Genomic DNA, 21,654 nt, shown 5'->3' with positions numbered 1-21,654 from the left:
CTATTAAGACCTCGGAAAACCGTTCGTACGCAGCGACATACGTTCGAGCGGACAGCGACCTGAACGGTAGCTACTTGAGGACGGTAGCGCTTCCTTGTCGACTTACCAATCTATTACGTTCGCACGCTTGCTTACGAGGCTTTTACAAGGAGTTTTGTGCTTCGGGGCACAGGTCTGACGTGCTCAGGAAAGCGCCGGCAGATTCATCACGTTGCTCAGAAATCCGTGGCAATAACTCGCGCAGCGCTCGCCATCCGGGAACTGTTTGCACTCGACCGAGATCCATCCGTCGTATCCAACGGCCCGCAATGTTTCGAAAACGTCGACCCAATTGAAGATGCCGAGTCCGGGCGGAAGACGATTCGCATCGCTCACTTGCACGAACGTCATGTAACCGCTTAGCATCCCGTACACGAGCGCAGCCGGAATACTTTTCTCAACCAGACCTTGGTGATGAATGTCGGCTTCGAACGTAAGATTCTTCGCGTTGAACGATCTTATGAACTCGACGGTTTCTTTGAGTGTGTTGAGCGTGTCGAGATTGTACGGATGCTGCGGCTCGAGAACGATCTTGACGCCTTGACGCTCGGCGTACGGAAGCAGCTCTTCGAGCGCTGCGCGGAACCAACCGACTCCGGTCTTTCGATCCGGCGCCCACTTTGCTTGTCCGCGAAAACGTCCGATGCTCGAATCGACACCGTAACGCGCCGCCAGATCGATGACGGTCTTATAACGTTCGATCGCGCGTTTGCGCAACTCGGGTTCCGGCGACATGAAATACATGTTGTCGGTCTCACCGATGACGCCGGTCGAGACGGCGCAGATGACGAGGCCCGCATCCTTCACCTTCTTCTCGAATGCGACGGTATCGAACGCGGCGGGGTCGCGCGTTTGCAGCTCGACTCCGTCGTAACCCATCTTCGCCAGCGCCGGAAGAATCGTCGCGTGATCGCCTATCCACGCCATCGGCATGCGCGTCACTTCAGGCGTGACGATCGTGTAGGCTAATTTCACGCCGTGACCCCCAAACGCGTGAGATCGAAGGTCGTCAACTCGTCGAAGCCTTCCCCCAGACGAGCCGTCAGGGCGCATCGCAGCGGCTCGCGCTCGTGGACGTGCGACCCGTCGAAACTGCAGCAGCGGTCGTGGCCGAACACGATCACGTTCTGGGGATTCGAAGCGGCCCGTTCGCGCACGCGACGGATCGTCTCCTCGCTGCGCGCGAGGTCGAGCGTCATGTCGACACGCTGCGAGCACAGCTCCGCCCCATTCTTGATCGCGTCACCGGTGTAGATGTACTCGCCGCGCGCGCCCTGCGCGACGTAGGCCATGTGCCCGGGCGTGTGCCCGGGCGTAGCAACCGCTTCGATCCCAGGCACGATGACGTCCCCGTCCCCAATCCGCGACACGTTCTTGTACGTCAACAGCTTCTCGACGTGAAACTCCGCAATCGGATATTTTCCGATCGGTTGTTCCGCCGCCCACTTCAGCTCCGCATCGCCGATAAAAATCTCGGCCTTCGGAAACATCGCAAAGTTGACGCAATGATCCCAATGCGAGTGCGTGATCGCGACAGCCGTTATGTCGCCGAAATCAAGTCCGGCATCCGACAGCCGCTTCGCAAGAACGTCGCGGTGCATATAATGCCCCGTATCGAGCAGCACGTTGTGCTTCCCATCGCGCACGAGTGCAACGGTACTCCATCCCAACCCGCCGTGATAAACGCTCTTCCCCGGATAGCCTTGCTGCAGAATCGTCAACTCGTACGCCATGCGTCTCCCTCGTCCATCGGTCCGCCGACGTTGGCTTGGCGGACGCTCGACTTTTCCATCCCGGCTTCGCGAACGTCGCCGGCACCGCCCTACCGAGGGCGACGGCGAAATGTCGTCGCAACCGACCTGCCTTCAGCGTAGTATCCTTGGGTAGGATGATTAAGTCGATCGTAGGGTGGCGCGATGCCGCGGCTTCAGCCCGCGACAGTATTCTGCGTTCGCGCGCCGAGTCCGATAACCGCAAGACATCTCAGCGTTTGCTGGATCAGATGCGCGCGTGTTTGGAAGCCCGCGGCGGTGAAGTCGCGGCGCGGGCGCGGGCGGCTGCGCTCGGCAAGCAATATCTCGAGCTGGACGACGCCGGACGCGAGCAATTTTTCAAATCGCTTGCGACCTTTGACATCGATGAGGCGCTGCTGGAAGCCGCCGTTTCAGCAATGCGGGATTCTTCCGAAGAAAAGCGCCCGAGAAAGACCAGCGAGCTGCGGGCGGCGCTGCAAGCGCCGTGGGTCCGGTTGCTGACGCAGTTCAACAGCATATCGGGCGGCGTGAAGTTCTTGGTCGATCTGCGCGCCGATCTCTTGAGGATGCTCGATCGCGATCCGAAATTCGCACGCATCGACGACGATCTGCGCGAGATCCTGACCGCATGGTTCGACATCGGATTCCTCGAGCTGCGCGAGATCACATGGGACGCGCCCGCGGCGTTTCTCGAACGCCTCGCGCGTTACGAAGCCGTTCACGAAGTTCGCAATTGGCTCGACCTCAAGTATCGTTTGCAAGGCGATCGGCGCTGCTTCGCGTTCTTGCACCCGGCCATGCCCGACGAGCCGTTGATCTTCATCGAGGTCGCACTGACCGACGAACTCAGCGGCGACATCAGCGAACTCCTTGACCGCAAGGCACGACCGCTCGAGGGCGATCCGTCGGTCGCGATCTTCTACTCGATCTCGAATTGTCAGAAGGGCTTGCGGGGGATCTCGTTCGGCAACGCCCTCATCAAACGCGTTGCCGATCAGCTCTCGAAGGAATTCCGCTCGCTTCGCACGTTTGCGACTCTCTCGCCGATTCCAGGCTTCATGACATGGCTGCGCGGGCGTCTCATCGAGGATCCCGAGGGGATCGCAGCCGCGATCGGCCAGCGCGGCTGGCAACGGGATCCTGAGGTCGCCGAGGCACTGCGTATTCCGTTGATGCGGCTGTGCAGCCACTACCTTGTCCGGGAAAAGCGCGGCGGGAATTTTGCACGCGATCCGGTCGCGCACTTCCATCTCAGCAACGGGGCGCGCCTTGAGCGGATCAACTGGCTCGGCGACGTCTCGCCGAAGGGTCTGCGCGAGTCGGCCGGCATGATGGTGAACTACCTCTACGTCCTCGATCAGATCGATGACAACCATGAGGCCTATATGACGGAAGGAAAAATCGCGACCGGACCGTCCGTGAGGGACCTTTTGAAGTCGGCTCGCTAGTGGACGTAGCCGAGGAAAAGCGCGTTGCGGGCTATGCCGCAGTCGACCAGTTCGTGCGGAAAGAAATGGCCTGCATCGGTCTTGGGACCGGCTCGACCGCCTTCTTTGCGATCGAGCGGGTCGGTCAGCTCCTCGCCGAAGGCTGGTCGCTCTCCGCGGTCGTGACCTCCAAGCAGACCGAGCAGTTGTGTCGCGAGCGGAACATCCCGGTCGTCGGCTTGTGCGAAGGACCGCCGATTGCGGTTGCGATCGATGGGGCCGATGAAGTCGCTCCCGATTTCGCTCTGACGAAAGGCGGTGGCGGCGCGCTCTTTCGCGAGAAAGCCGTGGCGCTTGCGGCAGAAAAATTTGTCGTCGTCGTCGATCAGAGCAAGCTCGTACCGCGTCTCGGTAAATTTCCGTTGCCGGTTGAAGTCGTTCCGTTCACGCTCCGCTATGTCGAACGCGAGATCGCGAACATCTGTCCGAAGCTCGGCGTGCGAATGCGAGACGGAAAGCCGTTCGTCACCGACAACGGCAACTACATTCTCGACTGCGCGTTCGGCGCGATCGACGATCCGGCCGATCTCGACAAGCGCCTACGCGCGATAAACGGCGTCGTCGCGAGCGGCATTTTCGTCGGTCTTACGTCGCACGTACTCGTCGGCGGCAACGGCGGCGTACGCGAGATCGAGCGCCGCTAGCTTTCGAGAATCTCTCCCGCCGCATCGAGTTCGAGATGCTGCCCGCGCCAGTCGACGTCGCGCGCCACAAACGATGCAGCCCAAACTGCGAAGCTCATCGCGTCGCGCAGCGGAATGAGCATCGGCGAGCCTGCTTTGGCTTCGAAATGCAAGGCAGCACGCAAGCCGGCTGCGAGCGCCAGTAGGAGCGGCGTCCCATACCGGCCACCGGTTACGAGCGTCGCGAGTACAGCCAAGGGCAGGCCGAACGTCAGAAACGAAAATGCATGGCCGAGCGGCCGAACCGATCGTATCGTCCGCGACCAGCGCAGCTCGCGCGCCCATAAACTGCGGAAGCCGGGTTCGTCGATGACGTTCTCGACGACATAGTCCGAAAGCACGACCCGTTGGCCGCGATCCGTTACGAGCTTGCCGAGCAAATGATCGTCGGCGACGTGATCGCGTAGCGCCGCAAAACCGCCGATCGCATCGAGCATGCTCCGGCGCACGGCAATCGTGGCGCCAAAACAGTAGCGCAGCGGCTCGAGCGCGGTGGCAACGAGGACCGACGGCGCGAACTGCTCGTTGATATACATCGCGCCGAGCTGCGATTGTAGATTCGTGCTGGGCGCCCCGGCATAGAGGCACGTCACTGCCCCCACATCGTCCGACTCAAACGGCGCGACGATCCGGCGCAGATACGCCGGCTCGACACGCATGTCCGCATCGGCCATCACGATGAGGCTGTGCCGCGCGACACCGATCATCCCGGAGAGATTCGCGACTTTCGGATTGCCGGCGCCGGCCATGCCGTCGCCAATCGCAAGACGGGCGCGATCCGGATAGCGTGCAACGATGCGCTGCGCGATTTCGAACGCAGGATCGCGAACCTCGCACACGCCGAGAATCACCTCGAATACGGGATAGTTCTGCTCGCAAAAGCTGCGAAGATTTTCGAAGAGGTCTTCTTCTTCGCCGTGCAACGGCTTGAGAATCGAGACCGGTGTCAGCGTGCTCGCTTCCACGCGCGCCCGCCGGTTGAACTCGCGCACGCGCGCAAGCGCGAAGCCCAGATAGCCAACGCCGCCGAGCGCCGCGACCGAGAGAGCGATCCCGAAAAGGTTATGCCGCATTTGAGAGCTGCGCGAAATTCATCGAGACGATTTGGCCGGAACGCACCATTCGAATCACGTCCGGATCGCAAAGCGCCTGCAATTCATCGCTCCCGGCGTCGGGATGAAAGTACATCTCGGTAACGCCGGAGGGCAACTGTTCGAGCAGACGTTGGACGCGCTCGGACGTCATCTTTCCGGTATCGCTCAAACCGAGCACCGCATCGTTGTGCAGCATGCCCGCGCGCTCGATCTGCAGCTGCATGAGCGCGAGCCAGGGTGCAAGCAAGGCAGAATTTCCGAAACGTAATCCGAAATCGCGATGCGCGCTGCGCCACGACGGTAAGAACGGCTCGCGCGGAATGCGGACCGCGCGCATTCCATAATCGCCTCCCACGCGCAGAATCGTTGCGAGCACCGTTGGATGGACGTGCATATGGTTCTGCGCATTGACGTGATCGAGCGGCAGACCCGTTTGCGCGAATGCTTCGAATTGTGCACGTATCTCCGCCTGAAGCTGACGGCGTGCACCCGGATGGAAGAAATAGCGCACGCCCGCGCCGACGAGATCGGTCGGAAAATCGCCGTTGCTATCCACTAAATCCGGAACTTGTGAGGGCGGCAGCTTCGAACGGCCATTGACGAGGACGACGTGCAGCCCGACTGCGAGCGACGGCAGCGCGCGGGCGCGCGCAACTGCATCTTGAGTCCCGGGAGCAGCCACCATCAAACTGGCTGCGGTGAGAATCCCTTCGCGATGAGCGCGCTCTACCGCATCGTTGACGGACGTTGAAAGGCCGAAATCGTCCGCGGTTACGATCAGCTTGCGCGCGGTTCGAACACTCCTCGCAGGTTTTGTCCCGTCTTGGCAGCGTTGATGACCATCTGTGCGATGGACGGGACCACGCGCGGCCGGAGCAAGCGCGGATCGAACTGCGCCATAAGACGCGCGTTCTCGTTAACGCCTGCATTTAGTAATGCGATGAGACCAACGTTCGGCAGCTCGACGGGCTCCGTAACACCATCCGCCACATCGCGCCCGCTCACGATACGATCGATGAGTGCACGAATGTATCCGATGGCAGTTGCGACGGCTTGCATGAATGGACCGCCGTACCCGCGTTGCACGCGCTCGTATGCAATCCAATTGACGAAGAACACGATATGGCGCGCTTCTTCCCACAAGACGCGACTGAACAACGAGATCAGCGACTGCGGCATGAACTCGACCTCCTGCGCCAGACGGTATCCACCAAACCCCAGGAACGAGTCCAAACACTCGCAGTAGCCAAAATGGATGAACGCACTCTCAGTCGGCTCGAGCTGAGGCGGATGAACCTTCGCGCCGAGACTGTAACGTTCGACCATCGTTGCAATCAGACGGCCGTGGCGCGTCTCTTCAAAGCCTTGCAGCTCGATCGCTTGGCGAATCGTCGGGTCGGCGATCGTGGCTCCGAATCCGCTGACCATGGCTCCCGCATTGGTCTCGGCTTGCAGCGCCATCGGCCAAATTGGAAGCGCGCGGAGCTTTCTCAGCGACTCTTCATCGAGCTCCGGCCAGGGCAAATTTACGGGCTCATATGGCTCGTGACTCTCCGTGAATGTGCGACAAAACAGCTGCTTATGCGCCTCTGACCCGATTAGAAAGCCCTGCATCATCCTCCGTAACCTTGGCGTGAAATAGTTTGTCGCAGCAGGCATGGTGGAATACCCACGCTAGGGTGGATAACCTGCTAGGGCTTGCCATGAGCAAGTTGAATTTCCCCCACCCGTGGGGCAGATGAATAGACAAGACATGCTCTTGGCGGATGCGTATTGTTTATCGCTCGCCGATCAGCATTACGAAAATTTCAGCGTCGCCTCCAAGCTTCTCCCAGCTTCGATACGCCTGGATTTAGCGCGTATTTACGCATATTGCCGCACCACGGACGATCTCGGCGATGAGAGCGCCTCGCGCGAATCGGCGCGCGTACGTTTAGAGCTGTGGCGTGACGAGCTAAACGCGCTTTTTGCCGGAAAGCCGCCCATCCACCCGGTGCTGATCGCGCTCTCGGAGACGATCAAAGCACATCAAATGCCGATCGAGCCGTTCGTCGATCTAATCGCCGCGAACATTCAAGACCAAGAAGTTTCGTCGTATGAAAACTGGACCGACGTCCTCGGATATTGCCGCAATTCAGCGGCGCCGGTCGGACGCATGGTGCTCGCGGTCTTCGGGATCTACAATGCGACGACGGTACCGCTTTCCGACGATGTTTGCGTCGGATTGCAGCTTGCCAATTTCGCGCAAGACGTAGCTCGTGACGCGGCAATCGGACGCACGTATTTGGTCCAAGCCGATGTCCGTGCCGCCGGCAAAGCCGAGGCGACACGGATCATGGTCGAGCGGGCCCGCGAGCTGCTTGGCTCCGGGCGAGCCCTCGAACGCATGGCCCCCTCGGGGCTCCGCTTCCAATTGGCGCTCTACCGGCTGGGAGGGCTCGCGATCTGCGAGGGGATCGCCCGGATCGGCTACCGCACCGAATTCGAGCGTCCGACGGTTACACGGTCTGTGAAGCTCGGTTTACTTGCCCGCGCGATAGCGCTCTCTCTCCAGCCGGCTCGAAACGTCGAGCGCCCCGAGACCGCATAGTGCGGCTCGAAGCCACCGACTACGATCTCCGAAGCTCGGAGAAATATTGCCATGAACTAGCGCGCCGCGAGGCAAAAAATTTCTATTGGGGGTTCATCTCGCTGCCGTACGAGCAGCGCGTTGCAATCTACGCGCTCTATTGTTTCGCACGGCAAGTCGACGACGATGCCGACGGGCCGAACCGCGGCGATCTTCCCGAGCGTCTCGCAGTTCATCGCGAGCGCATTCGCATGTGCATGCGCGGCGAATGGAACGATCCGATCACCCACGTCCTCGCGCATGTAATCGAACGCTATCAGATCCCCGAGAGCGAGCTGCAAGAGTTGATCGACGGCGTCGAGCTGGATTTCTTCCGCAAGCGGTATCGTACGTGGGACGAGCTACAAGGCTATTGCCATCTCGTCGCATCCGTCGTGGGACGCATGTGCGTGCGCGTCTTCGGCTTCGAAGATCCAATTGCGCTCGAGCTAGCCGATGCGCTCGGACTCGCGCTTCAGCTGACGAACATCTTGCGTGACGTCCGCGAAGACGCCGGGATGGATCGGATCTATCTTCCGCAGGAAGACTTGGATCGATTCGGGGTTACCGAAAAGCAGCTCTTCGACGGTACGGCCGACGAGCGTTGGCGCGGCCTCGTCGCCTTCGAGGCAGCGCGAGCTCGCGAGCTGTTCGCGCGCGGCTACGGCGTCTTGCGACTGATTCCGCGGCGCTCGGCGGTGTGCGTGCACACCATGGCGGGCATCTACGAACGAATTCTCGAGAAAATCGAACGCGATCCCGACTTCCCGTTACGCGGCAGAACCTCGCTCACGCCTAGCGAAAAACTGCTCGTTATGGTCGGGTCGTGGCTGCGACCCGTGTAGCGATCGTCGGCGGCGGGCTCGCCGGTCTTTCTGCGGCGCTCGCGCTAAAGGAACAGGGACACGAGGTCGAGCTCTTCGAACGCACGCGCCTGCTCGGCGGGCGCGCGACGTCGTTTGCCGTCGATGGTCACGAAGTCGACAACGGGCAACATGTTTTCTTAGCCTGCTGCACCGAATTCATCAAGTTCGTCGAGCGCGTCGGGATGGTGGACAATCTCCATCTCCAGGAACGCTTCGATGTGCTCGTGATCGGCAAGGACGTGCGCAGCCGGCTGCGCGCCGCAAATTTGCCGGCACCGCTCCATCTCGCATGGTCCCTCATGCACTATGCGCCGCTCCGTTTTGGAGCGCGAATCGGAATTGCGCGCGCTCTTCTCGCCTTGCGTAAGAACGTTGCGGACTTACCTGACGAGACGTTTGCGCGCTGGCTCGAGCAGAGCGGCCAAGGGCCGGACGAGATCCGCGCCTTTTGGGATCCATTTCTGGTCCCTGCACTCAACGTGCCCCTCGATCAGATGAGTTTGCGCGACGGCGCGTTCGTGTTGCAAACGGCATTCTTGAGCGAAGCCGGCGCAGCGCGCTTCGGCTGGTTGACCGTCCCGTTGGCACGCATCGCGGAGGCCGCGGCAAAACGTCTGGATCGCGTGCATATCTCGACGCCGGTCGCGTCGCTCGAGCTCGGGGGCGCCGAGATCGGCATCATCCTGGCAGATGGACGGCGTGCCTTCGACAAAGTCGTCCTCGCCGTGCCTCCGGCGCAAGCCGCACGCCTGTCCGGGATTGTGAGTCTCGACGCCTACGAACCGCACGGGATTCTCGACATCCATTTATGGACCGATTCCGGCAGTCTGGATTTCGATTTTGCTGCCTTGCTCGACTCACCGGTGCAGTGGGTCTTTCAAAAGGATTCCGGTTATCTGTGTTGCAGCTTGAGCGCCGCCAATGAGTATCTCACCGCGACGACGGTGTCGCTGGTCGAACGCACGTGGACAGAGCTCCGCGCCGCGTTACCCGCGTTGCGCACCGCACAAATCGTTCAGAGTGCCGTGACGCGCAATCCCACTGCCACGTACATGCCGAAGCCCGGCGTGCGGCGCCCGCATTCCCGCACCCAATTCGCGAACCTGGCGCTCGCGGGTTCGTGGCTCGAAACCGGCTGGCCTGATACTATGGAATCCGCAGTGCGAAGCGGGCTTGAAGCGGCCGAGGTTCTGGCGTGATCGATCACACGCAAAGAGCCGTCGATTGGCTGATCGCGAACCAATCGATCGATGGGTGGTGGTGCGGCGAGCTCGAGACGAACGTCACGATGACCGCCGAGCACATCCTCTTGATGCGCTTCCTCGGCGTCCCGTTCGACGACATTCGCGACGGTGTCATCCGGCATTTCCTCCACCATCAACGCAGCGACGGATCGTGGGCGCTGTATTTCGACGGTCCCGCAGATTTGAGCACGACTATCGAAGCCTATGTCGCGCTCAAATTGCTCGGCTTCGATACGGAGCGAGACGAGATGCGCCGCGCGCTCGCGACGATTCATCGTCTTGGCGGCTTGACCGAAGCGCGCGTCTTCACCAAGATTTGGATGGCGCTGTTCGGGATTTATCCGTGGGAAGGCATCCCGTCGCTGCCGCCCGAGATCATCTTCTTCCCGCCGCAGATTCCGTTCAACTTATACGACTTCTCATGCTGGGCGCGCGGAACGGTCGCACCGCTGACGATTGTGATTACGCGCCGTCCGGTGCGTCCGCTAGGAATCGACGTCGATGAGATCTTTGCGCCCGGAACACGCGGGCGCATTTGGAGCGTCCCCGGCGCCGGCTGGATGTGGTGGCTCGATAAATTGCTCAAGCAATATGAACGGTTGCCGAGCAAGCCTGCGCGTGAAACGGCCATCAAACGCGTCTGCGAATGGATCATCGAGCGGCAAGAACTCGACGGAAGCTGGGGCGGCATTCAACCGCCGTGGGTGTACTCGCTCATTGCGCTATCCATCGAAGGCTATCCACTCGAGCATCCGGTGATCCGCAAAGGACTCACCGGAATGCAACGTTTCGTCATCCATGACGAGAACGGTTGGCGTTTTCAAGCGTGCATGTCGCCGGTCTGGGACGTCGCGTGGGCGATCCGCGCGCTTCGCATGGCGGGCCTACCGCGCGAACATCCCACGCTGACACGTGCGGTTAAGTGGATGCTCGACGAACAAATCGCGCCCGACCAGTGGGGCGATTGGCAAGTGCGCTGCAAAGGCGTCCCCAACGGCGGATGGGCGTTCGAGTTCGATAATGACATCTATCCCGACATCGACGACACCGCCGTGATCGTGTGCGCGCTGCTCGAAGGCGCGGTGCTCGACGAGCGCGCGAATGCCGCGATCGAACGCGCTTGCAATTGGACACTCGCGATGCGCTCCAGCAACGGCGCCTGGGCAGCATTCGATCGCGACAACGACAACGAGATCGTCTACAGGATGCCGTTCGCCGATTTCGGCGCTCTCATCGATCCACCGACGGAAGATGTCACTGCGCACGCCCTCGAGATGCTTGCGCTCCTCGGCCGCAACATCTCGGATCCGTATGTTGCGCGGGGACTTGCGTATCTACGCGCGACGCAGAAGCCGGGCGGATCGTGGTTCGGCCGTTGGGGCGTGAACCACATCTACGGCACGTGGTGCGTAATATCGTCGCTCGTCGCGCTCAAGACGGGCGAGGACATGACCGAGCGCGCCGTCGCCTGGCTGCTACGCGTGCAAAATCCGGACGGCGGTTGGGGAGAGACCGCTCATTCGTACGTCGATGAATCGCTCGCCGGTGTCGGCGCAAGCACTCCGTCGCAGACAGGTTGGGCGGTCTGCGCCTTGCAACTCGCAGGTCGGGGGCGGGATTCTGCGGTGCAGCGAGGTCTCGCATTTCTCCGCGAGCGGCAGCGCCCGGACGGAACCTGGGACGAGCCTTATCACACCGGAACCGGTTTTCCGCGCGACTTCTACATTAACTACCACCTTTATCGCCATCTGTTTCCATTGACCGCGCTCGGTTTCGATCGGACGCTCGCCAAGACGGACGACGGCCAAGGGGGCCGTTCCGAACCGCCGACCGAAAGTATTATGACGTCATGAGTATCCCGCTGCAGCAAAAAGTCGCCGTTGGCAAATACATCCTCAGCAAGAAGCTTGCGCGAGTCGAGAAATTCGCGCTCGTTCTGCAGCTCGAGCCGCTCTTTCAGTGCAATCTCGAGTGCGGCGGTTGTGGAAAGATTCAGTTTCCCACCGACATCTTACGCCAGCGCCTGACGGTGCAGCAGTGCATCGACGCGGTCGAGCAATGCGAAGCGCCGATGGTTTCGATCGCCGGCGGTGAGCCGCTCGTTCACGATCAGATCGCGGAGATCGTGGAAGCGCTCGTCGAGCGCAAACGCTTCGTGTACCTCTGCACGAACGCGATTCTCATGCAGAAGAAAATGGATCTGTTCAAGCCCTCCGTCTACTTCTCGTGGTCCGTCCACGTCGACGGCGTCGGCGCGCGTCACGACGAAGCAGTCTGCCGCGAAGGCATCTTCGATAAAGCGGTTGCGGCGATCAAAGAAGCCAAGGCGCGCGGCTTTCGCGTGACGACCAACACGACGTTCTTCAATCGCGACACGCCGCAGACGATCATCGAGACGCTCGATTATCTCAACGACGTCGCGCAAGTCGACGTCATGCAGATCGCGCCCGGCTACGCGTATGAAAAGGCGCCCGATCAGGAACACTTCCTCGGCGTCGAGCAAACGCGCGCGATCTTCCGCGAAGCGTTCGGCAACGGCAACCGCCAACGGTGGCGCCTCAATCACACGCCTCTGTATCTGGACTTCCTCGAAGGCAAAGTCGAGTTTGCGTGCACGGCGTGGGGAATTCCGTCGTACTCCGTTTTCGGATGGCAACGCCCGTGTTACCTGATGTCGGATGCACCCTACGCCGGCAGCTACAAAGAGCTGCTGACGGATACCGATTGGTCGAAGTACGGCCGCGGACGCAATCCAAAGTGCGAAAACTGCATGGCGCACTGCGGCTACGAGCCGACTGCTGTCCTCGCAACGACCGGATCGATCAAGCAAGCGGTTCGCGCGGCCATTGCGCAATGACCGCGTTTTCCTAACCGGCGCGACCGGATTCGTCGGAAGTCACGTCCTGCGCGAGCTGCTCGCGGCAGGTTTCACCGTGCGCGCACTCGTGCGCGACAAGGCGGCGCGCCTCGATGGGTGCGAGACCGTCGTCGGCGACCTGGAGCGCGCTGGAAATTTGCTTGACAGCTTGCGTGAATGCCGTTTCCTCGTGCACTGCGCGGCACTCTATTCGTTTGCGCCCGGCGATCGTGAAGCAATCGAGCGCGTCAATGTCACCGGAACCGAGAGTCTCTTTGCCGCGGCATATCTCGCCGGCGTCGAACGCGCCGTCCTGACGTCGAGCTCAGCGACGGTCGGACCCGCGCACGGCGCAAACGTTGCGACGGAGGCTGACTACGCGCACGAAGGCGGCGAGGGCTATCATGCTTCCAAGCTCGCACAAGAGCGTAGCGCAGTGTCGAGCCGCATACCGACCGTCGTCGTGTTGCCGACCGCGCCCGTCGGTCCCAACGATCACAAGCCCACGCCGACCGGAGCGATGATCCTGAATTTCGCGCGCGGACGCATGTTTGCAAAGCCGCCGTCGGGCGGATTGAACCTGGTCCCTGTCGAGGACGTCGCGCGAGCGCACGTCAGTGCCTTGCGCGATGGACGTCCCGGTGAACGCTACATTCTCGGCGGTGAAAATCTTACGCTCGACGAGGTGTGGGAAATGCTCTCCGAGATCACCGGCAAGCCCGTTCCGCGCGTGCGCATCCCGAAGCCTGTCCTTTATACGATCGCGTACGTCGATGAGATGCGCTGTTTCGTGCGGCGCGACGCGCAGCCGCTTGTTCCGCTCGAGGGCGTGCGCATGGCGGAAGAGCGCATGTTCGTCGACTCATCCAAAGCGCAACACGAGCTGAACTACAAGCCCGGCCCCGTTCGCGGCGCACTGGAACGCGCCGTCAACTGGTATCGCGGTCGCGGCTATTTGAAGTGATCGTCGTCTGCGCGACGCAGACCGAGTATCGCGCCGCGCAGCTCGAGCTGCGGAATCTCAACGTGCGCGTCGTGAAAACGGGCATCGCCCGTGGCGGAACGTTCGACGATACGGTGATCAGCCTCGGACTCTGCGGCGGTTTGCGCCGCGGTGTCGCAAGCGGCACCGTCCTCATACCCGACGAGGTCGAACGTCCGAGCGGAGAGCGCATCAGGTGCGATTCGGAAGCAGCCACGCATCTGCGCGACGCCGCACGGCGACTCGGCGAAGCCCCGGAGAGCGCGCCGCTCGTGACGTCGACGACCCTCGTGCGAGGAAAGGCGCGCGACCAATTAGCCGCCCGCGGCTTTGCCGGCGTCGACATGGAGAGCGGCCTCATCAACGCCCCGGGCCTGGTGGTCGTTCGTATCATTCTCGATACGCCGGAACGTGAGATCTCGGACGCGTGGGTGCGGCCGCTAAGCGTCCTGCTCCGGCCCGAAGCATGGAGTGAATTGCCGTGGCTCGCGCGAACCGCGCCACGTTACGCACGGTTAGCCGCTCTTATAGTACGCAACGCTCTCACCGACGGAGGACACTCGTGATCGTCGATATTCGCACCTACACCACGCTGCCCGGAAAACTCAACGTTTGGCTCGCGCTATATGAGGCGGAAGGCTATCCGATTCAACTCAAGTATCTGGGCGAGCCCCTTGGCTACTTCATGAGTGAAGTCGGCACGCAAAACCAAGTCGTGCATATCTGGAAATACGAGAGCATGGCCGACCGCGAGAAAAAGCGCACCGCAATGCAAGCCGATCCGGCGTGGCAAGCCTATCTGAAGAAAAGCGCAGAAGCCGGCTACATGCAGCACCAAGAAAACAAGATCATGAAATCAACCTCGTTCTCGCCCGTGTAGATTTTCGCCGTCCCTCGACTACGGCGCTTCGCGCCTACGCTCGGGATGACAACGCTAGCCCAGTTCTCTGAGGATTTCTTCGGTGTGCTCGCCGAGATTGGGCGCGATGCCCGGATCGGGGAGCGGCGTTCCCGCGAAGCGCGAGGCATGACCGGTGGTGCGCATCACGCCTTCGGTCGGATGCTGCTGCTTAACGAAGAATCCCGTTGCCGCGAGGTGCGGATCGCTGAGAACGTCGTCGAGATCGTTCATCGGCACGGCCGGCAGATCGTTCTCACGCAGCATCTTCAGCCAGTCCGCGGTCGTTCGCGTCGCCAAAATCTCGGCGACGATCGTGTAGGCTTCGTGATAGTGATCGCGGCGCTTGATCGTGTCGTGCAAGCGCGGATCGCTCGCGTATTGGTCGGCGCGCCCGACCTGCTCGAAAAATCGCTCCCACTGCTTGTCGTCGTAGAGCAGGACACAAATGTAACCGTCAAGCGTACGATGCGGACGCCGCAGCGTCGTGAGCAGCCGCTTGTATCCGAAGTCGCCCTCGCTCGGCTCGAAGCTATGCCCGCCAAGATGATCGCCGAACACGAAGTCGACGAGCGCTTCGAACATCGCGACCTCGACGGCTTGACCTTTGCCCGTTCGTTCGCGATGGTACAGGGCCGCAAGAACGGCGCCGAGCGCGGTGATGCCGCTCGTACGATCCGCCATGTTGAGCGGAACGAAGCGCGGCGCTTCTCCCGTCCGTTTGAACATCGCAGCGAGCCCTGAGGCGCCTTGGATCAAATCATCGTACGCGGGCCAGGGTGCGTACGGACCGTTTTGCGCAAATCCGACTAAGCTCACATACAGAATTTTGGGATTGCGGGACGCAACGTCGGAATACCCTAAACGCAAACGCCCCATCGCTGCGGCACGGATGTTGTGAAAGAGCAGATCGGCGCCTTCACACAGGCGTAAGACCTTCTCGCGATCGCCCTCGTTCTTCAGATCGAGCACGATGCTGCGCTTACCACGATTGAGATGCATGAACAGCGCACCCATGCCGACGTGACGGCCGGGGCCGGTCCAGCGCATGATGTCGCCGGCTTTGGACTCGACCTTGATGACGTCGGCGCCCATATCCGCCATCAGTCGCGTTACGAGCGGCCCCGCAACGACCGTGGACAGATCGATGACGCGCACGCCGTCCAGGGGGCCACTCATGCGGCGATAACGACCTCGATCAGGTTCGGCTTGTTCGACTCGATTGCGCGCTTGAGATGCGAGCGCACGTCATCCAGTGTCTTGACGCGCTCCGACGTGATGCCGAGCGAACGCGCGAGGCCGACGAAATCAATCGCGGGCTCCGTTAAGTCCATCGCGACATAGCGCTTGGTTTCCGCGGTGAACGCGCCCATTGCGAGTGCGCGCTGCTTGAGAATCTTATACGATGTGTTGTTGAAGATCACGAACGTGACAGCGAGCTTCTCGTGCGCCGCAGTCCACAAGCCTTGCACGGTGTACATCGCGCTGCCATCGCCGATCAGTGCGACGACCGGACGCGAGGGCAAGGCCAGCTTCGCGCCGATCGCAGCCGGCAATCCCCAGCCGATGCCGCCGCCGCGCAAGCCGAAATAGCTTTGTGAATCGTCGCTGCGCAACAACGAGCGTATCCCTAGCCCCGACGAAACAGTTTCGTCGACGACGACGGCGTTCGAGGGCAAGGTCTCGGCGATGGCTTGCAAGAGCGCAAGCGCCTCGATCGGCGTACGTTTCGTGGCCTCGGCTGCGGTTTCTGCAAGTTTCGCGCGCGCTTGCGCATTCTGCTTGCGCGTTTCTTCGCCGCGTTCACGCGCCGCGCTACGCTGCTCCGGCGTCATCCGTTCCTGTGTCTCGGCCGTAAGCTCGGGGAGCGTCACCTTAGGCTCACCAAATATCGCGGCCTCGACGGCATAGTTCTTCGCAATCTCCCACGGATCGGTGTCGAGGTGAACGATCTTGAGGTTCTCCGGCAGAGCATCGACCGGTGAGGGAAGCGAAAGCGTGAACAAATCGGCGCCGAGCGAGATCACGAGATCGTGCTGCGCCAGAATCTCGTGAATGTTCTTCTGCAAGCGCAGCATCGCACCGAAGAAATGCGGATGCGATGACGGAAATGAGGCGCGGCTCGATACGACTTCGGCGTAGACCGGGGCACCGAGCAGCTCTGCGAACGCAACGACTTCGGCAAGCGCGTCGCTTTGCGCGATCGCGTCACCGGCAAAGATCAGCGGACGCTGAGCGCTCGCACACAGCTTCGCCGCGGCTTCGATCGCGGCACGATCCCCACGCACGTTCGGCGCAACGCGTGACCGCGTGCCCATCTCAATATTGGCCTCGTTCGTGAGAACATCCCCGGGAAGCGAGAGAAAAACGGGACCGGTCGGGGGCGCGAGCGCCGTTTTCGCCGCGCGATGAATCGCGAGCGGCAATTCTTCCAGTCGTCGTACCTCGCTCGACCACTTGACGAGCGGTCGCGCAATCTCCGGAAGATCGGCCCACAACAGCGGCTCGCTAAACGTGAAGCTCTGATCGTGTTGTCCGGCCGTCACGATAATCGGTGAGCCCGCTTTGCGCGCGTCGTAGAGCATCCCCATGGCGTTGCCGAGTCCCGGAGCGACATGGACGCTGACACACGTAAGTTTTCCGGAAGCTTGCGCGTAACCGTCGGCCATCGCCATCACCGCAGCTTCCTGTAACCCGAGGATGTAGCGGAGCTCCGTTTCGACGGCAAGCGCATCCATGAGCGGAAGCTCGGTCGTTCCGGGATTTCCGAAGATATATTCGACGCCTTCTTGCTTAAGAAGCTCGAGAAACGCGCGTTTTCCTGAAAGAAAGGGCACGCTTCGCGAGTTGTGCAAGGCATTTGCTCAACCCTTGAGGGGACGAAATGACGACTCTCGCGGAAACAAAAACTGAAGACCTCGTCGAGTATTATTTCGAGCAAGCATGGAGCGACGGACTACCCGTCGTTCCGCCAACGCCCGAGAAGATTGCGGCCGTCATTGACGCGCTCGGGGGAGACCCCGAACATCTCGAAGCCGTCGTTCCACCGCGCCGCGGCGGACTAACACGACAGATTCTCGCCGTCAACATGGTGATGGCCGGCTGCAAGCCCGAGTACGCACCGGTCGTTCGCGCAGCGATGCTCGCGCTTTGCTCGCCCGCATTCAATTTGAACGGCGTGCAGGCGACGACGCACATGGTCTCGCCGCTGCTCGTCGTCAACGGTCCGATTCGCCGCGAGATCGGAATGAATTCCGGTCACAACGTCTTTGGTTCGGGGAATCGTGCTAACGCAACGATTGGGCGGGCGATCCGCATGATCTTACTCTCCGTCGGTGGCGGCACACCGGGTGATCTCGACAAGAGCACGCTCGGAAGTCCCGCAAAATATACGTACTGCATCGCGGAGAATGAAGAGATCTCGCCGTGGGCGCCTTATCACGTTGAGCATGGCATGAATCCTGACGACAGCTCCGTATTCGTGATTGCGTCGGAGCCGCCGCACAGCGTCACCAATCACATCGCCGATGACGCAGAGGGCGTGCTGGATAGCATCATATCGGCAATGTCGACGATCGCGCACAACAATGCGGTCTCCAGCGGCTCGTGCGCCGTGGTCATCGGGCCCGAGCACGCCGCCACGATATCCAAAAGCGGCTGGACGCGTCACGACGTGCGCAACTATCTTTGGATGAATGCCGGCAACAAGTTCTCCGCCCTCAGCTTTAACGATCGCTACGGGAAGATCTACAACCGCAATCTTCCACGCTGGTACAAGCGCGAGCCCGATGCACGAATTCCGATCGTCCCGAGTGCGGATGACATTCATCTGTTCGTCGCCGGCGGAGAAGCCGGACGTTTTTCGGCATTCATCCCGGGTTGGGGACATATGACGAGCCCGGTGTTGCTACGAATCGACGGAACGTCGCCGGATGCGGCGGCGATGTGTGAAGACGGCACGTGCCGTCTCTAGAGAGGATCCTCCAATGATCTACGATCCCCGCGGGACGATTGACGCGCCCGTTCTTCACCTCGCCAAACGTCCGGCGAACTTGCGCGGACTGCGCATCGGCGTTCTCGACAATACGAAATGGAACGGCTGGAAGCTCGAGGACCGCATCGCCACTACGCTCGCGCAGCGGCTCTCGCTGGGACCGATCAAGCGCTACAAGAAGGAAAGCTTTTCGCGCGACGCGCGGCCGGAGCTGCTCGCGCAGATCGCGGCCGAAAGCGATCTCGTGCTCACCGGGATAGGTGATTGAGGGTCCTGCACTTCGTGCTGTATGCACGACGCCATCCGGCTTGAAACATCGGGGATACCGACCGCCGTACTCGTCACGACCGTTTTTCTGCACGAAGCCAAAGTTCAACGTGAGGCACTCGGAATGACCGCCATCGAGCCCGTCGTCGTTACCCATCCGCTCAGCACGCTTTCGAACGAACAGCTCGACGAGCGCGCGGCCGAAGCGCTCGAGCAAGTCGTGCACGCGTGGGGTGGCAAATGAAAATTCTGATCACGGCGCTGCTCTTGGCAGCGACGACCGCAACTGCCGCAGCGTTCGATTTCGATAAGACGCCTGGCCGTCTTCCGAAAAACGTCGTGCCGCTCGACTACGCGATCGCGTTCAAGCCGAATATGGTGACCAAGACGATGACCGGGGCAGAGCGCATCACGCTGCTCGTGCGTCAGTCGACGAATCGCATCGTCTTCAACACGCTCAACCAGCATCTGAGCAACGTCCGCGTCGACGGCGTCCCGGCTCAGAGCGTTGTTACGCAGAACGGCAAGCAGCTCTCGACGGTCACCGTCGCGCACACGATGCGGCCGGGGCATCACGTCTTGACGCTGGCCTACACCGGCTTAATCAATACGACGCCGCAAGGTTTGTTCGCTCAGCCGTATCGGACGCCGTCAGGCAGTGGCGTGCTGCTCACATCGCAATTGGAATCAACCGATGCGCGCCGCTTCTTCCCGTGCTGGGATGAACCCGCGTTTCGCGCCCGGTTTACATTGACGGCAACGATCCCCGCAGCGTGGAGCGTCGTCGGTAATATGCCGATCGCGCACCGCGTCGTGCATGGAAGCACAGCCGACGTATCATTCCGCCCGACGCCGAAGATGTCGACGTATTTGGTCGAATTCACGGCCGGGAATCTCGCGTACATAACCGCGCGTAACGACGGCTACACGCATAGCGTTTGGGCCGTTCGCGGTGAGGAACACAAGGGACGCGACGCACTCGCGGCGTCGCAAACAATCCTCAACGACTACAACGCGTATTTCGGATTCCGCTTTCCGCTTCCGAAGTTGGACTCAATCGCGATTCCCGGCGGCTTCCCCGGTGCAATGGAAAATTGGGGTGCGATCACATACAACGACCAGCTTCTGCTGACGGGGCCGAGTACGACGATTTCGGCGCGCCAGATCGCGTGGGACGTGCAAGCCCATGAGATGTCACACCAATGGACCGGCGATCTTGTCACGATAGATTGGTGGAGCGACATCTGGCTCGCCGAGAGCTTTGCAACATGGATGGAGACCAAAGAAACCGCCCTGCGTCATCCATCCTGGGCGTGGTGGGAGATGACCGACGGCGAGGCACAAGATGCGTTTGACGCCGACGGACAACCAACGTCAATTGCAATCGAGTCGCCCGTAAAGGACGAGTTGCAAGCCGAAGCCTCATTTAATCCGGCTATCGTGTACACCAAGGGACGTTCGGTATTGCGCATGCTCGAGGAATATCTTGGTGAGGACACATTCCGGGATGGGATGCGCCGCTACATTCGCGCCAATGCGTATTCGAATACCGTCGGAAGCGATTTGTGGCGCGCCCTGAGCGCGGAAAGCGGTCAAGACGTTGCGGCACTCGGATCAGCGTGGATAAAACAACCCGGCTACCCAACGGTCTTCGTCCGGGCGCAGTGCGACGCGAGCGGCAACCGCACGATCGCATTGAGCCAGAAACGCTTCCTATGGGAAGGTAATGACGCAAAAGGCGAACGGTGGAACGTTCCGCTTCAAATTCAAAGCGGGAACGGCGACGTGGAAAAAATTGTCCTGAAAGATGACGGACAAACCGTCACGGCGGGGACTTGCGATCAGCCGCTGCTTGCAAATGCGGGCGGCTACGGCTTCTACCGCGTGGCATACGACAAGCAAACACTCGCGAACGACACAACGGCATTCGGATCGTTCTCGAATCCGGACAAGATCTCGCTGCTCGACGATCAGTGGGCATTCGCGCGCGCCGGCAAGGCTGGTCTTGGCCCGTACTTCGACATGGCCGCGAAAATGGGTTCCGACTACGATGCTCGCGCGTGGGAGCAAATCATCGCATCGCTCACCACGTTCGAACAGGACGAACGCGGTCTGCCGCGCCACGCCGATCTGTTACGCCGGTCGCGTGAGCTCTTATCGCCGCTCGTGAAGGCGCTCGGATGGAATATCAAACCGGGTGAAGCTCCGCCGATCCGCGACCTTCGCAATAAGGCGATCCTCGCGCTCGGGCAATTCGGTGATCCCGCCGTGATCGGAGAGGCTCGACGCCGCTTTGCGATCTTTGAACATAATCACGCGTCGCTCTCGCCCGATCAACAAGGCACCGTGTTACCGGTCGTGGCAGCCTACGCCGACCCGGCGATGTTCGAGCGGCTCCACAAGGTCGCGCTCACGGCGCGCGACGTTCCGGAGGTGGGGCGCTTCTATGGCGCGCTGGTCACGATACGCGATCCGAAGCTTGCGGCTATGGCGCTGCAGGCGGTCATGACGGATCCGCTGCCGCCACAAGCACAGAGCAACAAGCTGCGCCTGATCTTCGAATCGGCCGACTGGAATCCGAAGCTCTCCTGGACATTCTTCGAACGGCACGGGCCGGATCTCTTGAAGGACTTCTCCGAATTCGACCGGGCGCTGTTCATGGCCGATGCGCTTCCCGACATCTACAAGGATGCCGAGCCACCGTCCGTTATCGCGGTGTGGGTGCAAGCTCGGTCCCCGGCGGGCGCGGCACCGTACATCAAACGCGGCCTTGCGGCCGCACGCGTGAAGCTTGCGGAGAAGGCACGTCTGGTTGCGGAACTCAACGCCGAGCTCTCGCATACGTCCCGAAACTGACCGAGAAACCCCGGGGTCCTGGGGC

21 protein-coding genes are annotated in these 21,654 nt (G+C 61.0%); 14 read left to right on the top strand and 7 right to left on the bottom strand.

Going from position 1 to position 21,654, the window contains the following annotated elements:
- Nucleotides 1–183: 183 nt before the first annotated feature.
- Nucleotides 184–1,014 carry a sugar phosphate isomerase/epimerase family protein gene (locus VGG22_02545; protein ID HEY1727242.1) on the bottom strand — a complete coding sequence of 277 codons (831 nt, stop codon included), beginning with the start codon at nt 1,012–1,014 and terminating at the stop codon, nt 184–186.
- Entirely contained in the window at nt 1,011–1,772 is a 762-nt protein-coding gene (locus VGG22_02540) for an MBL fold metallo-hydrolase (protein ID HEY1727241.1), read from the bottom strand. The genes VGG22_02545 and VGG22_02540 overlap by 4 nt, the downstream gene beginning before the upstream one ends.
- Nucleotides 1,773–1,927: 155 nt before the next feature.
- Here VGG22_02540 and VGG22_02535 point away from each other — a divergent pair, with 155 nt between their 5' ends.
- Complete coding sequence (locus VGG22_02535) at nt 1,928–3,241, top strand: malonyl-CoA decarboxylase (GenBank protein HEY1727240.1); 1,314 nt, start codon at nt 1,928–1,930, stop codon at nt 3,239–3,241.
- Nucleotides 3,241–3,924: a ribose-5-phosphate isomerase RpiA gene (rpiA, locus tag VGG22_02530; GenBank protein HEY1727239.1), complete on the top strand. Its 684-nt coding sequence runs from the start codon at nt 3,241–3,243 to the stop codon at nt 3,922–3,924. Before VGG22_02535 ends, rpiA begins: the two co-directional genes overlap by 1 nt.
- On the opposite strand, the gene hpnI is transcribed toward rpiA, so the two are convergent.
- Genes hpnI through VGG22_02515 form a run of 3 tightly spaced genes read right to left on the bottom strand, consistent with a single transcriptional unit; the run spans nt 3,921 to nt 6,581 of the window.
- Nucleotides 3,921–5,036: a bacteriohopanetetrol glucosamine biosynthesis glycosyltransferase HpnI gene (gene hpnI, locus VGG22_02525; protein HEY1727238.1), complete on the bottom strand. Its 1,116-nt coding sequence runs from the start codon at nt 5,034–5,036 to the stop codon at nt 3,921–3,923. The two genes, rpiA and hpnI, sit on opposite strands and share 4 nt — an antisense overlap.
- On the bottom strand, nt 5,026–5,835 hold the full coding sequence (gene hpnK / locus VGG22_02520) for a hopanoid biosynthesis-associated protein HpnK (GenBank protein ID HEY1727237.1): 810 nt from the start codon (nt 5,833–5,835) through the stop codon (nt 5,026–5,028). Before hpnK ends, hpnI begins: the two co-directional genes overlap by 11 nt.
- On the bottom strand, nt 5,835–6,581 hold the full coding sequence (locus tag VGG22_02515; GenBank protein ID HEY1727236.1) for a ferritin-like domain-containing protein: 747 nt from the start codon (nt 6,579–6,581) through the stop codon (nt 5,835–5,837). Before VGG22_02515 ends, hpnK begins: the two co-directional genes overlap by 1 nt.
- Nucleotides 6,582–6,795: 214 nt before the next feature.
- Between VGG22_02515 and VGG22_02510 the strand changes: the two genes are divergently transcribed.
- The 8 genes from VGG22_02510 to VGG22_02475 are packed head-to-tail and all read left to right on the top strand — an operon-like array spanning nt 6,796 to nt 14,494.
- Nucleotides 6,796–7,647 carry a squalene/phytoene synthase family protein gene (locus tag VGG22_02510; GenBank protein HEY1727235.1) on the top strand — a complete coding sequence of 284 codons (852 nt, stop codon included), beginning with the start codon at nt 6,796–6,798 and terminating at the stop codon, nt 7,645–7,647.
- Nucleotides 7,647–8,510, top strand: a complete 864-nt coding sequence (gene hpnD, locus VGG22_02505; GenBank protein HEY1727234.1) for a presqualene diphosphate synthase HpnD — start codon at nt 7,647–7,649, stop codon at nt 8,508–8,510. Before VGG22_02510 ends, hpnD begins: the two co-directional genes overlap by 1 nt.
- Nucleotides 8,492–9,730, top strand: a complete 1,239-nt coding sequence (gene hpnE, locus VGG22_02500; GenBank protein HEY1727233.1) for a hydroxysqualene dehydroxylase HpnE — start codon at nt 8,492–8,494, stop codon at nt 9,728–9,730. The genes hpnD and hpnE overlap by 19 nt, the downstream gene beginning before the upstream one ends.
- Nucleotides 9,727–11,628 (top strand): squalene--hopene cyclase, encoded by a 1,902-nt coding sequence (gene shc / locus VGG22_02495; GenBank protein ID HEY1727232.1) that lies wholly within the window; start codon nt 9,727–9,729, stop codon nt 11,626–11,628. The genes hpnE and shc overlap by 4 nt, the downstream gene beginning before the upstream one ends.
- The gene (gene hpnH / locus VGG22_02490; protein ID HEY1727231.1) at nt 11,625–12,632 is read left to right on the top strand and encodes an adenosyl-hopene transferase HpnH; all 1,008 of its coding nucleotides are present in this window, start codon (nt 11,625–11,627) and stop codon (nt 12,630–12,632) included. The genes shc and hpnH overlap by 4 nt, the downstream gene beginning before the upstream one ends.
- Nucleotides 12,622–13,596, top strand: coding sequence for an NAD-dependent epimerase/dehydratase family protein (locus tag VGG22_02485; protein ID HEY1727230.1), 975 nt, complete (start codon nt 12,622–12,624; stop codon nt 13,594–13,596). Before hpnH ends, VGG22_02485 begins: the two co-directional genes overlap by 11 nt.
- Complete coding sequence (locus VGG22_02480) at nt 13,593–14,180, top strand: hypothetical protein (protein HEY1727229.1); 588 nt, start codon at nt 13,593–13,595, stop codon at nt 14,178–14,180. The genes VGG22_02485 and VGG22_02480 overlap by 4 nt, the downstream gene beginning before the upstream one ends.
- Nucleotides 14,177–14,494: an NIPSNAP family protein gene (locus VGG22_02475; protein ID HEY1727228.1), complete on the top strand. Its 318-nt coding sequence runs from the start codon at nt 14,177–14,179 to the stop codon at nt 14,492–14,494. The genes VGG22_02480 and VGG22_02475 overlap by 4 nt, the downstream gene beginning before the upstream one ends.
- Before the next feature lie 54 nt (nt 14,495–14,548).
- Here VGG22_02475 and VGG22_02470 read toward each other — a convergent pair whose 3' ends face one another.
- Entirely contained in the window at nt 14,549–15,691 is a 1,143-nt protein-coding gene (locus tag VGG22_02470) for a CoA transferase (GenBank protein HEY1727227.1), read from the bottom strand.
- Nucleotides 15,688–17,349 (bottom strand): thiamine pyrophosphate-binding protein, encoded by a 1,662-nt coding sequence (locus VGG22_02465; GenBank protein ID HEY1727226.1) that lies wholly within the window; start codon nt 17,347–17,349, stop codon nt 15,688–15,690. The genes VGG22_02470 and VGG22_02465 overlap by 4 nt, the downstream gene beginning before the upstream one ends.
- Nucleotides 17,350–17,396: 47 nt before the next feature.
- On the opposite strand from VGG22_02465, the gene VGG22_02460 reads away from it, so the two are divergent.
- From VGG22_02460 to VGG22_02445, 4 genes are read left to right on the top strand one after another with little or no spacing between them, the layout of a single operon-like run.
- Nucleotides 17,397–18,485, top strand: coding sequence for a hypothetical protein (locus VGG22_02460; protein ID HEY1727225.1), 1,089 nt, complete (start codon nt 17,397–17,399; stop codon nt 18,483–18,485).
- A 13-nt stretch (nt 18,486–18,498) separates the two neighbouring features.
- Nucleotides 18,499–18,774, top strand: coding sequence for a hypothetical protein (locus VGG22_02455; GenBank protein ID HEY1727224.1), 276 nt, complete (start codon nt 18,499–18,501; stop codon nt 18,772–18,774).
- Nucleotides 18,775–18,795: 21 nt separating this feature from the next.
- Nucleotides 18,796–19,017: a hypothetical protein gene (locus tag VGG22_02450; protein HEY1727223.1), complete on the top strand. Its 222-nt coding sequence runs from the start codon at nt 18,796–18,798 to the stop codon at nt 19,015–19,017.
- Nucleotides 19,014–21,629: a M1 family metallopeptidase gene (locus tag VGG22_02445; GenBank protein HEY1727222.1), complete on the top strand. Its 2,616-nt coding sequence runs from the start codon at nt 19,014–19,016 to the stop codon at nt 21,627–21,629. The genes VGG22_02450 and VGG22_02445 overlap by 4 nt, the downstream gene beginning before the upstream one ends.
- Nucleotides 21,630–21,654 lie beyond the last annotated feature (25 nt).

This window comes from Candidatus Baltobacteraceae bacterium (genome assembly GCA_036489885.1).
Lineage (GTDB): Bacteria > Vulcanimicrobiota > Vulcanimicrobiia > Vulcanimicrobiales > Vulcanimicrobiaceae > JAFAMS01.
This window is presented reverse-complemented; position numbering and strand designations above follow the sequence as displayed.